Genomic DNA, 14238 nt, shown 5'->3' with positions numbered 1-14238 from the left:
AGCACCCCAGACCCTTCATCTGGACCAAGACCGCCGACGAGATCCTCGACAAAGTCGCCGCCTACTGCCGACGAATCTCCGACTCAGGTCACTAGGGCCTCTCGTTCGGATCAGGGCGGATCAGGGAGCGGGGTCCGGTGATGGGGGTACCTCCCACGCCGTTCAGGCAGTGAGGGAGGCTCGCAAGGCGGAGGAGAGTGGCAGGGCGGAGCCCTGACAACCGACGACAACGCGGCGAGGCGCGGTGCCGGGGCCCGCGGGCCCGGCGTGCTCCGAACGAAAGGCCCTACGGGTGTCCGACGGCGTGCCCGGGGCCTCGCCCGAGGAGCAGCGCGCGGCCCCGACCCGTCCGGGGCGCGGGTCGCCGGGCCGGAAATCGAGTGCGGCCGACCGTACCCGTGGTGTGTGATCGGGCGCATGACCCTAGCGTTGAGCGAGCCGGGGGCCGACGGGCTGAGCGAGGCCGTGGCCGTCCTGCGGGAGTGGCAGGACGACGGGGCCGTGATGCAACTGCACCCGGGAGACCTGGGCTGGTACTGGCGCATGGGGGCGGACGCGACGGCCGCGGCGGTCAGGACGTGGCGCCGGGACGGCCGGATCCTCGCCGTGGGACTGCTGGACGGCCCCGGACTGCTGCGGCTGACGACCGCCCCGGACGCCCGCCAGGACGAGGAACTGGCCCGGCACGTGGCCGATGACGCGTCCGCACCGGAGCGCGGCGTGCTCCCCGCGGGCCGCGTCAGCATCGAGGCGCCCGCGGACGCACTCCTCCAGAAGGTGCTGGCCGAGGCGGGATGGGGCACCGACGAACCGTGGACACCGCCTCCGCCGCGACCTCGCGGACCCCGTGCCGGACCCGGGGCTGCGCATCGAGGTCGTGGGGCCGCAGACGGCGCCCGTGCGGGCGGCCCTCCAGCGGGCCGCGTTCACCGGGTCGACGTTCACCGAGGAGCGCTGGCACGCGATGGCGTCCGGGGTGCCGTACGCGGACGCCCGGTGCCTGGTCGCGTACGACGAACGGGACGAGGCGGTCGCGGTGGTGACGGTGTGGTCGGCCGGGCCGGGCAGGCCCGGACTGCTCGAACCGATGGGCGTGCACCGGGACCACCGGGGCCGCGGCCACGGCCGGGCCGTCACCGTCGCTGCCGCGGCGGCCCTGCGCGAACTCGGCGCGTCGAGCGCGCTGGTGTGCACCCCGAGCGCCAACGCGGGTGCCGTCGCCACCTACGAGTCGGCCGGCTTCCGCAGATGCCCCGAGGTCCGCGACCGGTACCGTGACGCAGGGTGAGGGCGCCGCCCCTCCTGCTCCGCCTGCCGGGCGGGAACGTGGCAGGACGTGCGCCGCACGCCATGATGACCGACCTGTGTCCACCCGCGCCGACGCGCGCGGCCGAGTGAGTAGGGGTGAGCGGCCATGTGGCCACGCGTCGACGGCATGCGGGCCCTGGAGCTGGGCGCACCGGGCGAGATGCGAGCCCGGCTGAACTCCCTTGTCCTGGCGGGCCAAAAGACGGCCACGACGGGGCTGATGGCCGAATACGCCGAGGAGGCAGAGGGCCTGGAGTACGTCGGCGAGCGGCTGGCCCTGCTGGACGACGACGGCAGGCGCGTCGCCACGCTGGACGTCACCGGGGTGACGCGGTGCTCCTTCGCCGACGTCCCCTGGGAGCACGCCCTCGCGGAGGGCGAGGGCGACGCCTCCCTGGACGCCTGGCGCACCGGCCACCTCCGTTTCTGGCAGGGCGAGGGCGCGACCGTGGACGACGACACCCCGGTCGTGTGCATCACGTTCCGCGTGGTGGCGCCCTCGTGACCGTGCGGTGACGGACGGCCAGGACCGGTCGGCCACCGCTCTCCGGGCCGCTCCCCGGGTCCTCTCAGCCCGGTCGCCGGGCCATCACGACCACACCCGGTCCGGTGTGCTCGTCGGCGGGCAGGCGGAGTTCGGCGACCGGGCGCAGGCCGGCCGCCTCGATCAGCTCCACGAGACGTTCCGGCCGCCACTGGTGGGTCGTCCACCGGACGGGCACCCCGCCGTAGGCCTCGGTGCGCAGCACGTCGTCGTCGCCGACGTGGGTGGCGGTGATGAGGTGGCCGCCCGGCTTCAGGGCGCGCGCGAACAGGGCGAGCACCTGGGGGAGCACCTCACGCGGGAGGTTGAACAGGGACCACCAGCCCAGCACCCCGCCGAGGGTCGCCTCACCGAGGTCGAGATCGGTCGCGGAGGCGACGTCGAAACGGCACTGCGGGTGCAGCCGGCGGGCGTTCTCGATCATGCGGGGGGAGAGGTCCACCCCCGACACGTCCAGCCCGCGTTCGGCGAGGTAGGCGGTGACGGTCCCGGGTCCGCAGCCGACGTCGAGGACCGGGCCGAGGTCGCCCACGGAGTCGGCGAAGGCGTCGATCGACGCTTTGAGCCACGGATGGCGGCGGATGTCGCCGATCCCGGTCGTCACCACCATGTGGGCGTAGTTGTCGGCCGCCCGGTCGTAGGACTCGCGTACCGTGTCGAGATCGTCCGGCCGGTCGATGTGATGGTGTGTGCGCATCGGCCCACCCTAGGACGGCCGCACGCGTGTGAACGACCGCAGGCACGGGATGCGCGCCGCGCGTCCAGCCCCCAACGCCCTTACCCCCGAAGCGTGTTCCGCCGCCGCGCCACCAGGCCCCGGGCGGACCGGCGGTCAACGGGCCGGAGGGGCCGCCGACAGGACAATCTCTTGTCGCGCCCCTGACAAGTGCAGGTTTTCGTGGGACTCTGCGTCACGCACGTCCATCCGCACCGCTCTTCGTTCCCCCCACCCTGCCCGGACCCGCGCGGACCCCGGGCACGGCAGAAGGAGGCATGCGTGAGACGCAACCGCACCGCTGCGGGCATCCTGACGGCCCTCGGGGCCCTCCTCGCCGCTGGACTCTCCGGCGCCGGCACCGCGGGCGCGGCACCCTCGCACCCGTCCGGGGCTGCACCGGAGGCCGCCGCCCACCCGGTCCCGCACGCGCAGCAACAGGCCGCGCGCGCCTACTGGACACCGGACCGCATGCGCGAGGCCAAGCCCCTCGACCTGCACCTCACACCCGACGCCGCCAAGAGCCTCAGGCCCGCGCCCCAAGGGAAGACGACCACCGTCGTGCCGGGCGTGGCCCCCGCCTCCTTCCCGCAGGCCGGCGGGCCCTGGACCGGCGGGGGAGCGGTGGTCCGGACGTCCGGCCGGGTCTTCTTCACCTTCCAGGGCCGCACCGCCTCCTGCTCCGGCAACGCCGTCACCAGCCAGAACGCCAGCACGGTCATCACCGCCGGGCACTGCGTGAAGTACCAGGGCAGCTGGCACACCAACTGGGTCTTCGTGCCCGGCTACGACAACGGCAACGCCCCGTACGGCCAGTGGACCGCCACCAGGACGCTGACCACCCCGCAGTGGGAAGCGAGCGAGGACATCAACCACGACGTCGGAGCCGCCGTCGTCACCCCGCTGAACGGCCGTACCCTCACCTCCGTCGTCGGGGCGCAGGGCATCCAGTTCAACGGCGGCTACAACAAGCCGATGTACGCCTTCGGCTTCCCCGCGGCCTCGCCGTACGACGGCTCGAAGCTCATCCACTGCAGCGGCAACAGCTCCAAGGACTTCCTCTTCTCCCAGGACCACAGCCTCGGCTGCAACATGACCGGCGGCTCCAGCGGCGGCCCCTGGTTCACCGGCTTCGACGAGGCGACCGGGACCGGTCTCCAGGTCTCGGTGAACAGCTTCGGCTACACCTTCCTGCCCAACCGCATGTTCGGCCCGTACTTCGGGGACGTGGCACGCGCCCTGTACGACAGGGCCCAGACCTCCTAGGAGGCGCCGAGGAACGGAAGGTGGCGTGTCCGGCCCGGCGGCCGGGCACGCCACCGCGCGCCCGTTCGCGTTGCGCGGCGCCCGCCCCGCGGCCGAGACTTGACGCCGGGCCGACGACACGTCGGCAGCACCCGTCGGAAGGGTCGGCCATGGGCGACTACGTGCAGCTTCCCAATCTCCCTGTGTGGTACGAGACCGAGGGCGACACCGGCGAGCCGCTCGTCCTGCTGCACGGGGGCCTGTGCACCAACGAGACCTGGGGCGCCCAGCGCACCGACCTCGCCGCCGCCCACCGCGTCTTCCTGCCCGAACGCCGGGGACACGGACACACGCCCGACGTGCCCGGGCCGATGTCGTACCGGGACATGGCCGACGACACCGCGGCCTTCATCGACACGGTCGTCGACGGGCCCGCCCACCTGGTCGGATGGAGCGACGGCGGCGTCGTCGCCCTGCTGGTCGCCCTCGCCCGGCCCGACCTGGTCCGCACCCTCGTGGTCATCGGGGCGAACTTCCGGCCGGGGGCCGAGTGCTGGGCGGACCCCGCCATGCTGGACCGGATGCGCCCCGAGAGCCCCGACATGGCCTTCTTCCGGGAACTGTACGAGGCCGTGACACCGGACGGCGCCGGCCACTGGCCGGAGGTGGCCCGGAAGGTCGTCGACATGTGGCGCACCCAGCCGGCCCTCACCACCGACGACCTGGCCCGGATCGAGGCGCCCACCCTGGTCCTGGTCGGCGACGACGACCTGATCACCCTCGAACACACGATTGACCTCTACCGTGCCGTCCCCGGCTCCCAGCTGGCGGTCGTCCCCGGAAGCTCCCACACCGTGCCCCTGGAGAAGCCCGCCCTGCTCAACCGGCTGGTCCTCGACCACCTCGCCGGCACGCCGGTGGAGACCCTGCTCCCCGTCCGGCGGGCCACCGCCCCGGCCGGCGCGGGCGGCGGCTCCGCCTGACCGCGCTCTACGGCCGTCCCGTTCGGAGTCCGGTGCCCCTCACCCGCTCAGCGCGCGATTGCGCCGTACGGACGACACGAAGGACGCGCCGATCAGGGTCACCCCGATGAGGCCGGTCACGATGTCGTTGATCTCGTACCGGATGCTGACCAGGAGGATGAGCGCGAGGGCGCCGATCGCGTAGTGCGCGCCGTGCTCCAGGTAGACGTAGTCGTCGAGGGTGCCCTGGCGGACCAGGTACACGGTGAGGGACCGGACGTACATGGCGCCGATGCCGAGCCCGAGAGCCATCAGGACGATGTCGTTGGTGATGGCGAAGGCGCCGATCACACCGTCGAAGGAGAACGAGGCGTCCAGTACCTCGAGGTACAGGAACGTGAAGAAGGCCGCCCGGCCGGCCAGTGCGAGCACCGGCCGCCCTTCCCCCTCCGGACCTTGGCCCTCCGTCCGCTGCGCGGCCTCCGTGTCCTCGGCACCGGCCTCCCGGGCCAGCCGGTCCTCGAAGAACCCCGACAGCCCGCTCACCACCAGGTAGGTGATCAGTCCGGCGATGCCCGACACGAGCACCGTCTGCGCCTTGTCCGCGTGGGTGCCGCCGTGCTGGTGTGCATGGGCGGCGAAGGTCACCGAGGCGACGAGCAGGACGCACAGGGCGACACAGACCGACAGCATGTCCACCCGGCCGAACCGGGCCAGCAGCCGCTCCAGCGGCCCCAGCCAGGTGATCTCCCGTTCCTCGAAGACGAAACGCAGGAAGATCATGAGCAGGAACATGCCGCCGAACGCGGCGATCGACGGATGGGCGTCGGTGACGAGCTCCTGGTAGCGGGCCTTGTCGGTGAGCGCCAGCTTCACGGCCTCGGTCGGCGCCAGTCCGGCACTCACGGTGACGATCACCAGCGGGAACAGCAGCCGCATCCCGAAGACCGCGATCAGGATGCCGATGGTGAGGAAGATCCGCTGCCAGAAGGCGTTCATCTTCTTCAGGACCCCGGCGTTGATCACCGCGTTGTCGAACGACAGCGAGACCTCCAGGACACCGAGGACGGCGACCACACCCAGCGCCGCCCAGCCGCCGTACAGGGCCCCTGCGACCAGGCCGAGAGCCGTGACGGCGAAGGCCCAGCGGAACGTCCTCAGCAGCACAACGGCACTCTCTTCTCTCGTCGGCCACGCCACCGCGCCGACGGTCCCGTCCGTCCCGGCCGCCGGCCGGGTGCCACGGGACGCCGGTCCTCAGTCCGGCGGCGGATACGTCAGCCGCCCGTCCCGCACCCGCGCCAGCTCGTTGAGGGCCGCCGGCTTCGACGCCGTACGCGACATGATGTGCACGACCTCCACGCCCGCGACCAGCAGCGCGTCGGTGATGAGCCGCCGGTGGCAGCGCCACGGCACCGCCTCGCTGCACATGATCACCGGACGCCCTTCCTCCGCCAGCTCCAGCAGCTCCCGCAGCCCCGCCGCGAACTCCTCACCGGCCATGTGGTCGGCGTAGTCACGGAACGCCTTGACCCGCCACCCGCCGTTCTCGCTGGGCACACCCTTGGGCGTGTGCCTGCGCCCGCCGAGCTGCCGGATCCACCGGTATCCGATGTCGGAGGGCAACGCCTCGGTGATCGCCGCCTGGTTCCACTGCGGATGCTTCCGCGACGACGGGAACGAGCGCACATCGACCAGACAGGTGATGTCATGGGCGCGCAGCATCTCCAGCACCTCGTCGAAGGTCCGGGTGGAATGCCCCACGGTGTGCACGGGATGCCTCACCGCCCGCCCCCTCACGCCTTCGTCAGCGCGTCACCCTTGTGCATCGCGATGTGGTCGGTCCTGTCGCTCTTGATCTCGTACTGCGGATGGTCCTCCGAGCAGTGACGGGTGCGCCCCTTGAACGTCACGTCACGGGTGTGCTTCTTCACGATGACGCCCTGGACATGACCCGCCTCGGAATTCCACCGCACGTGATCACCGACGGCGAACTGCTGCGTCATGTGCTGCTCCCCTTTCCCTCGCGACCTCGGAACGTCTTCAGTGTCGGCTCGGACCGCCCCGCTCGCGAACGGGTACCCGTCCGCAGGGCCCCGTCACGCCTGCCCCCGGCCCCTACGGGAGGGCGCCCCCGGGGGGCCGGGCGACGCCCTGCGTCGCAGGCAGCCCGCCCGGCCCCCGGGGGGACCGGGTCACCCGGTCGCCACGGACGCGAACACACCCCGGGCTGCCGTCCCGTCCGGCCACGTCCACCCGGCGACCACGCACCCGGAGGAACCCGGTGTCTCCTCCACCGGCCGGAGAACCCGGTGCACCCGAACCCCGCCCCCGGCCCCGGTGCCGGGGGCGCCGAGCACGGTGACCGACGGGTCGGCGGTGTCGCTCCTGCTCTGATGCTGCGGCACCGCGTCACCGCGCACCAAGGCGGCCAACTGCTCCGTCACCACCCGGTCATGCGCCCCGTCGTAGATCCACCGGCTGCCGAGCACCCCGTGCTCCGCCCTCCCGATGAGCGCCTCGCCCGGTGCACCCTCCAGGGCAGCACCGCGGTAGCTCATCGGCACCAGATACGCCACGGGGTCCTGCGCGGCGGAGTCCACGACCACCATGAACTCGATCCCGACCGCGCCCTCGGGATCGTCCAGCCGGAACCCGCCGGCCCGCACCAGGTCCGCCGAACCCTCCCGGCCCTGGTACCAACTCTGCTTCGGCAGCCACTCGGTGAGCAGTTCCAGCTTGGTGGGCGTCATGGTGGTGCGGTGGATCACTGACACACGAACTCCCTCGGGTGCGCGCCCCGGCCCGTCAGCCGGGGGCCTGCGACCGAACCTACTGCCGCGCGACTGGCGAAACCCGCGCTCACCCCGAAGTCCCGCCTGCGGCAACCGATTCAGGCGGACCCGCCCTTGCGACCCCCACCGCTCGGCCTGTCGGGTGACTGGGCGATCTCCTCGTCGGCGGCGTCGATGATGGCCAGGACGGCGGCCGCGGCGGCCCCGGGGTCGCGGGTCTCGACGGCGCGGACGACGGCGCGGTGCACCGGCAGGGAGGCCTCCACCGCACCAGGGGTCCGGGTGCTGACGTGGAAGCTGTGCTCCAGCGCGATGTCGACGGCGCGGCCCAGGGAGCCGAGGAGACGGTTGCCGCCGGCGTCGAGCAGGGCCCGGTGGAAGGCGATGTCGGCCTCGATGTAGCCGTCCCGGTCCGGCTCGGCCGCCGCGGCCTCCATGGCGGCCAGGGCCTCGTACAGGACGCGTACGTGCTCCGGCCCGGCCCGCTCGGCGGCGAGCCGGGCCGCCTCCGGCTCGACGATCCGGCGCAGTTCGGCCGTGTCGCGCAGCAGGGCGGCGGCGTCCTCGGCCTGCTTCCAGCGCAGCACGTCACGGTCCAGGTGGTTCCACTGCTCGGGGGGCAGCACGCGCGTACCGGTGCGCGGGCGCACGTGCAGCATCCCCTTGGCCACCAGCGCCTTGACCGCTTCCCGCACCACCCCTCGGCTGACGCCGATCCCGGCTGCGAGCGCGTCCTCGACCGGCAGCGCGTCGCCGGGCGCCCAGGCCCCGGACGCGATGCGCCGCCCGATCTCGTCGACCACGCGCTGATGCATGGTCAGGAAGGAGACCACGATCTCCGTTCACCCCCTGGACGCCATTCATCGAATCATTTAATGATTGTCCCTCAGGGTACGGCCCTTGGGCCCGCCCCGCACAGCACCCCACCGCGAAGCGGACGACGCCAGAGCACGGGAGGGCCCCTATGACCGACGGCCGGAAGCCGAGCCGCCGAAGCCAGGCATGGTTCGGCGCGCAGGGCCGCAGCGGGATGCTGTACCGCTCGTGGATGCGCAACCAGGGGTTCGGGCACGAGGTGTTCGACGGGCGTCCCGTCATCGGCATCGCGACCAGCGCCTCGGAACTCGCCCCGTGCAACGCCCACCTGACCCGCGTCGCCGAGGCCGTCAAGCGCGGGGTGTGGCAGGCGGGCGGCCTGCCGCTGCAGTTCCCCACCATGGCCACCGGTGAGACCCTGATGCGCCCCACCGCCATGCTCTACCGCAACCTGATGGCCATGGAGGTCGAGGAGCTGATCCGGGCCAACCCGCTCGACGGTGTCGTGCTGCTGTCCGGCTGCGACAAGACGACTCCCGCCATGCTCATGGGCGCCGCCAGCGTCGACCTGCCCGCCGTGATGGTGACCGGCGGGCCGATGCTCAACGGCAAGTACCGCGGACAGGACGTCGGGTCCGGCACCCACGTGTGGAAGTTCGAGGAGGACCTGAAGACCGGCCGGATGACCGAGGAGGAGTGCTTCTTCGCGGAAGGCTGTATGGCCCGCTCCAACGGGCACTGCATGACGATGGGCACCGCCTCGACGATGGCCTGCGTGGCCGAGGCGCTCGGCATGCAGCTGCCGGGCTCGGCGGCCTGGCCCGCGGTCGACTCCCGGCGGATGGAGATCGCGCAGACGGCCGGGCAGCGCATCGTGACGATGGTGGAGGAGGAGCTGTGCCCCTCACGGATCCTGACCCGGGAGGCGTTCGAGAACGCCGTCCGGGTCAACGCGGCCATCGGCGGCTCCACCAACGCGCTCATCCATCTGTCGGCCCTCGCCGGACGCGTCGGCGTCGAACTGACCCTGAAGGACTTCGACGACCTGGTCCGCGCGGTGCCGACCCTGGTCAACCTGATGCCCAGCGGCAGCTACCTCATGGAGGACTTCTGCTACGCGGGCGGCCTGCCCGCCGTCCTCGCCGAACTGCTCGGCGGCGGACTGCTGCACGGCGGGCAGATCACCGTCACCGGACGCACCGTCGCCGAGAACACCGAGCACGCCGAACGCCTCGGCGCCGACGTCATCACCCCCCTCGACGCCCCCTTCCAGCCGGCCGGCACCGGCATCGCCGTCCTCCGCGGCAACCTGTGCCCCGACGGCGCCGTCATCAAGCAGTCCGCCGCCTCACCGCACCTGCTCACCCACCGCGGACCCGCCCGCGTCTTCGACTCCCCGGAGGCCTACCACGCGGTCGCGGACGATCCGGAACTCGATGTCGACGAGAACACGGTCATCGTCATCCGCAACGCCGGCCCCAAGGGCTACCCGGGCATGCCCGAGGTCTCCAACGTCCCCTTGCCCGCCAAGCTGCTGAAGGCCGGCGTCACCGACATGGTGCGGGTCTGCGACGGCCGGATGAGCGGCACCGGATACGGCACGGTGGTCCTGCACGTGGCACCCGAGGCCGCCGTCGGCGGACCTCTCGCCCTGGTGCGCGACGGCGACGTCGTCGTCCTCGACGTCCCCGCGCGCACCCTGCGCCTGGACGTGGACGACGCCGAGCTGGAGCGACGCCGACAGCAGTGGACGGCACCCGCCGACCGGTACACCGGCGGCTACACCTGGCTCTACACCCAGCACGTGGAACAGGCCGACCGGGGCGCCGACTTCGGCTTCCTGCGCGGCAGCCGCGGACACGAGGTCCCTCGCGACTCCCACTGACCACCGCCCCCGTACGACCGCGTCACCGACCAGAACCGGGAGAGCACCGATCGTGGAACCGGCAGCAGCAGAGCACCCCCGTCCGGTCCTCACCGCCGCCACCGTCCTTCCCGAGGACGTCGACCGGGCCGCGCTCGTCGCACGCGTCCACGACCCGGAGTACGGCGGGCCGTGCGTGGCCGCGGTCCGCGGCGAGCACGTCGTCGACCTGACGGCCGTCGCACCGACCGTCGCCGACCTGATGGAACGCGACGACGCGGCGGCGGTCGTCGCGGCGGCCGACGGCGGGCGCGCCTGGCGGCTGGACGACCTGCTCGCCGCCCCGCCCGGCCGCCCCGACGTGCCGCACCTGCTCGCCCCCGTCGACCTGCAGGTGATCAAGGCCGCGGGTGTCACCTTCGCCCGCAGTCTGCTGGAACGCGTCATCGAGGAGCGCACGGGCGGCGACCCGGCGCAGGCCGCGCGGGTACGGGCCCGCGTGGGCCAGGTGGTGGGCGGCGCGCTCGACGGTATCCGCCCCGGCACACCCGAGGCGGCCAGAGCGAAGGACCTGCTCGTCTCGGAGGGCCTGTGGTCGCAGTACCTGGAGGTCGGGATCGGACCGGACCCCGAGGTGTTCACCAAGGCCCCCGTCCTGTCCGCGGTCGGCACCGGCGCCGAGGTCGGAGTGCTGGGCGCGTCGGTGTGGAACAACCCCGAGCCCGAGGCCGTCCTCGTCGTGGACCCGCGCGGCCGGGTGCGCGGCGTGACGCTCGGCAACGACGTCAACCTCCGCGACATCGAGGGACGCAGCGCCCTGCTGTTGTCCCGGGCCAAGGACAACAACGCCTCGTGCGCGATCGGCCCGTTCGTCCGCCTGCTCGACGACGGCTTCGGTCTCGACGCCGTCCGCGGGCTCGACATCGACCTGCGCGTCGAGGGCACGGACGGCTACGTCCTGCGGGGCAGCAGCACCCTGCGGGAGATCAGCCGCGACGTACTGGACCTGGTGGCGGCCACCTACGGCCCGCACCACCGGTACCCGGACGGCTTCGTGCTGTTCACCGGCACGCTGTTCGCGCCGACCGAGGACCGCAAGGCACCCGGCGCGGGATTCACCCACGAGTACGGCGACGTCGTGCGGATCTCCAGCCCGCGGCTCGGCGCCCTGGTCAACACCGTCGTGCCCAGCGAACAGGCCGCGCCGTGGACCTTCGGCGTACGGGAGCTGATGCGCCACCTCGCCCGGCGCGGAGTGCTGTGAGCCGACGAGAGGGGACGGGTGGGAGCGGCCCGGGGCGGGCGCGGGGCGCCTGATGCCGGTCGGGACCCACCGGCAAGGCCGCCCCGCCCCGCCCCGGCCACGCAGCCCGGTGGTCCCGGGCGGCGCAGCCCGGTGTGCGCGCCGCCGTCGACGCCGACGCGACGAGCGCCGCGCACACCGGGGGTTCATGCCCGGCCGGCCGGCTCCGGTCCGATCGGGGCGTGCAGGCGCCGCGTGTGGTCCACCTGGCGCTCGGCCCCGGTCAGCGCGACCTGCGCCGTGAGCCGCGCATCCGCGCTGGAGGCCGCCAACCGCAGCTCCAGCACGCCCGGTTCGACGATGCGCCGGCCGTCGCGGCCGGTGAAGGAGGCGACGTCGGCCGGGACCGTGGCGCGCAGCCGCCGGGCCTCGCCCGGCTCCAGGTCCACGCGGGTGTACCCGACGAGACGCTGCACCGGCTGCACGACCGACGCGACCGGGTCGTGCAGATAGAGCTGCACGACCTCCGTCCCGGCCCGCCCGCCCGTGTTGCGCACGGTGAAGGCGAGGGTGAACTCGCCGTCCGTCGGCGCCTCGTCGGCGTCCACGGTCAGGTCCGTCCAGTCGAACCGCGTGTAGGACAGGCCGTGCCCGAAGGCGAACGCCGGGGTCGGGTCGATGCTGGAGACGTCGCTGGCCTGCGCGAGCCGCGCCCCGAGGTAGGTGGACGGCTGGGAGCCCGGACCGCGCGGCACACCGACCGGGAGACGGCCCGAGGGGTTGGTCCGGCCGCTGAGCACCCCGGCGATCGCGTGCGTGCCCTCCTGGCCCGGGAAGAAGGACTGCACGATCGCGGCGGACTCCTCCACGGCACGCCCGAGCGCGTACGGCCGCCCCGCGATCAGCACGGTGACGACAGGTGTGGCCAGGTCGAGCACGGCGTCGAGGAGCTGCTGCTGGGCGCCGGGCAGCACCAGTGACCCGACGTCGCATCCCTCGCCGCTGGTGCCCCGCCCGAACAGCCCGGCCCGGTCGCCGAGCACCACCAGGGCGATGTCGGCCTCGCGCGCCGCCCGCACGGCGTCCTGGATGCCGGAGAGGTCTCCGTCGTCGACGCCCGTGCCGCGGGCCACCGTGATCTCGGTTTCGGGGAACTCGGCGGTGAGGGTGTCGCGCAGGGTGGGCAGACCGATGCCGAGCGGGGTCCCGGGATGGCGGACGCCGATGTGCTGCGGGAACGAGTAGCAGCCCAGGACGGCGACGGGCTCGTCCGCGTTGGGACCGATCAGGGCGATGCGGCGCGGCCGGTCCAGGGGCAGGGTGCCGTCGTTGCTCAGCAGCACGACCGCTTCCTCGGCGAGCGTGCGGGCCAGCGCGCGGTTCTCCGGGCCGTCCAGGTCGACCCGGCCGCGCAGCGCCTCGGGATCGTCCCGGCCGATGCCGTCGAGCGCGGGCGGGAGAGGGGTCCAGTCCGCGTCGAGCAGGCCGAGTTCCGCCTTCTGGGTGAGGATCCGGCGCAGGGCCCGGTCGACGAGCTTCTCCGGTACGCGGCCGTCGGCGACGGCCTCGGTCAGCGGCGCGCCGTAGGTCTTGACGTTGGGCAGTTCCACGTCGATGCCCGCGTGCAGCGCGGTGCCGGCGGCGTCGGCCCAGTCGGCGGCGACGCCGTGCAGGGTCTTGAGGAAGGCGATGGCGAAGTAGTCGGCGACGACGGTGCCGTCGAAGCCCCAGGTGTCCCGCAGCAGCCCGGTCAGCAGGGCCTCGTCGGCCGCCGAGGGCATGCCGTCGGTGTCGGTGTAGGCGTTCATCACCGACCGGGCGCCGCCTTCCCGGACCGCCATCTCGAACGGCGGCAGCAGCACGTCGGCGCGCTCGCGCGGGCCCACGGAGGAAGGCGCCAGGTTGCGGCCGGCGCGGGAGGCGGAGTAGCCGGCGAAGTGCTTGAGGGTGGCGACGATGCCGGCGGACTCCAGGCCCTGCACGTAGGCGGTGCCGATGGTGCCGACGAGGTACGGGTCCTCGCCGATGGTCTCCTCGACGCGGCCCCAGCGGGCGTCACGCACCACGTCGAGGACGGGGGCGAGGCCCTGGTGGACGCCGACGGACCGCATGTCGCGGCCGATGGCGGCGGCCATCCGGCGCACCAGCCCGGGGTCGAAGGCGGCGCCCCAGGACAGCGGCACCGGGTAGGCGGTGGCGCCCCAGGCGGCGAATCCCGCCAGGCACTCGTCATGCGCGAGGGCGGGGATGCCGAACCGGTTCGTGGCGGCGATGCGGGCCTGGGTACGGGCCAGGGAGAGCGCGCCCACGGCGGCATCCACGGGGACGGTGCCGAAGGGGCGGGTCAACTGGCCCAGCCCGTCCGGCAGAAGGGCGTCCAGGTCGACGGCCTCCTCCATCTCGTGCTGGTGCGGGGCCACTTCACCGCCCTGGTCGGAGGCGCCCACCCACACGCCGTACAGCTGGGCGGTCTTCTCCTCCAGGGTCATCGCGCCGATGAGGGCGTCGACTCTGGCGGTCACGGGAACGCTGGGGTCGTTCCACCGGGGGAGTCCGGGGGTGTTCTCCACGGCCATGTCGGTGTTCACTTTCCTCCTACGCCTCTCGGCCCCTCGACCGGGGACCCGCGGGCGGACGGACAGGTGGACGAGCAGGACGGGACACGGGGCGGAAGCGGTCCGGGCACCACTGCCGGTGACCCGCGCCTCCGCGTCGGCGTGGGCGGCGGCGCCCGGTCACGCCCCCG

12 protein-coding genes and 1 pseudogene are annotated in these 14238 nt (G+C 73.2%); 6 read left to right on the top strand and 7 right to left on the bottom strand.

Annotation, left to right across the window (positions count from 1 at the left end):
* The first annotated feature begins 417 nt into the window (after window positions 1–417).
* Both ACIRPP_RS30665 and ACIRPP_RS30660 read left to right on the top strand, forming a co-directional pair.
* Window positions 418–1288, top strand: a pseudogene (locus ACIRPP_RS30665) (GNAT family N-acetyltransferase).
* A gap of 126 nt (window positions 1289–1414) precedes the next feature.
* Window positions 1415–1813 (top strand): ASCH domain-containing protein, encoded by a 399-nt coding sequence (locus tag ACIRPP_RS30660; protein ID WP_403649630.1) that lies wholly within the window; start codon window positions 1415–1417, stop codon window positions 1811–1813.
* A 64-nt stretch (window positions 1814–1877) separates the two neighbouring features.
* Here the strand turns inward: ACIRPP_RS30660 and ACIRPP_RS30655 are convergent, their stop codons facing one another.
* Window positions 1878–2549: a methyltransferase domain-containing protein gene (locus ACIRPP_RS30655; protein WP_403649627.1), complete on the bottom strand. Its 672-nt coding sequence runs from the start codon at window positions 2547–2549 to the stop codon at window positions 1878–1880.
* Between the two features lie 300 nt (window positions 2550–2849).
* Here ACIRPP_RS30655 and ACIRPP_RS30650 point away from each other — a divergent pair, with 300 nt between their 5' ends.
* Together ACIRPP_RS30650 and ACIRPP_RS30645 are read left to right on the top strand one after the other, a co-directional pair.
* Window positions 2850–3833 carry a trypsin-like serine peptidase gene (locus ACIRPP_RS30650; protein WP_403649624.1) on the top strand — a complete coding sequence of 328 codons (984 nt, stop codon included), beginning with the start codon at window positions 2850–2852 and terminating at the stop codon, window positions 3831–3833.
* Between the two features lie 149 nt (window positions 3834–3982).
* The gene (locus tag ACIRPP_RS30645; protein ID WP_403649621.1) at window positions 3983–4795 is read left to right on the top strand and encodes an alpha/beta fold hydrolase; all 813 of its coding nucleotides are present in this window, start codon (window positions 3983–3985) and stop codon (window positions 4793–4795) included.
* Window positions 4796–4834: 39 nt separating this feature from the next.
* On the opposite strand, the gene ACIRPP_RS30640 is transcribed toward ACIRPP_RS30645, so the two are convergent.
* The 5 genes from ACIRPP_RS30640 to ACIRPP_RS30620 form a co-directional block, all read right to left on the bottom strand.
* The gene (locus tag ACIRPP_RS30640; protein ID WP_403649618.1) at window positions 4835–5941 is read right to left on the bottom strand and encodes a DUF475 domain-containing protein; all 1107 of its coding nucleotides are present in this window, start codon (window positions 5939–5941) and stop codon (window positions 4835–4837) included.
* Window positions 5942–6031: 90 nt separating this feature from the next.
* Entirely contained in the window at window positions 6032–6547 is a 516-nt protein-coding gene (locus tag ACIRPP_RS30635; RefSeq protein ID WP_403649638.1) for a DUF488 family protein, read from the bottom strand.
* Between the two features lie 23 nt (window positions 6548–6570).
* Window positions 6571–6780 (bottom strand): DUF2945 domain-containing protein, encoded by a 210-nt coding sequence (locus tag ACIRPP_RS30630; protein ID WP_403649615.1) that lies wholly within the window; start codon window positions 6778–6780, stop codon window positions 6571–6573.
* Between the two features lie 189 nt (window positions 6781–6969).
* Window positions 6970–7551 carry a 1,4-alpha-glucan branching protein gene (locus tag ACIRPP_RS30625; RefSeq protein WP_403649612.1) on the bottom strand — a complete coding sequence of 194 codons (582 nt, stop codon included), beginning with the start codon at window positions 7549–7551 and terminating at the stop codon, window positions 6970–6972.
* Window positions 7552–7667: 116 nt separating this feature from the next.
* Window positions 7668–8384, bottom strand: coding sequence for a FadR/GntR family transcriptional regulator (locus ACIRPP_RS30620; RefSeq protein WP_403649609.1), 717 nt, complete (start codon window positions 8382–8384; stop codon window positions 7668–7670).
* Window positions 8385–8533: 149 nt separating this feature from the next.
* Here ACIRPP_RS30620 and ACIRPP_RS30615 point away from each other — a divergent pair, with 149 nt between their 5' ends.
* Window positions 8534–10270: an IlvD/Edd family dehydratase gene (locus ACIRPP_RS30615; protein ID WP_403649606.1), complete on the top strand. Its 1737-nt coding sequence runs from the start codon at window positions 8534–8536 to the stop codon at window positions 10268–10270.
* 52 nt (window positions 10271–10322) lie between these two features.
* Window positions 10323–11513 (top strand): fumarylacetoacetate hydrolase family protein, encoded by a 1191-nt coding sequence (locus ACIRPP_RS30610; RefSeq protein WP_403649603.1) that lies wholly within the window; start codon window positions 10323–10325, stop codon window positions 11511–11513.
* 185 nt (window positions 11514–11698) lie between these two features.
* On the opposite strand, the gene ACIRPP_RS30605 is transcribed toward ACIRPP_RS30610, so the two are convergent.
* On the bottom strand, window positions 11699–14068 hold the full coding sequence (locus ACIRPP_RS30605) for a glycoside hydrolase family 3 N-terminal domain-containing protein (protein ID WP_403649636.1): 2370 nt from the start codon (window positions 14066–14068) through the stop codon (window positions 11699–11701).
* Window positions 14069–14238 lie beyond the last annotated feature (170 nt).

Origin of the sequence: Streptomyces sp. NPDC101219 (assembly GCF_044767675.1) — a bacterium.
GTDB lineage: Bacteria > Actinomycetota > Actinomycetes > Streptomycetales > Streptomycetaceae > Streptomyces.
This window is presented reverse-complemented; position numbering and strand designations above follow the sequence as displayed.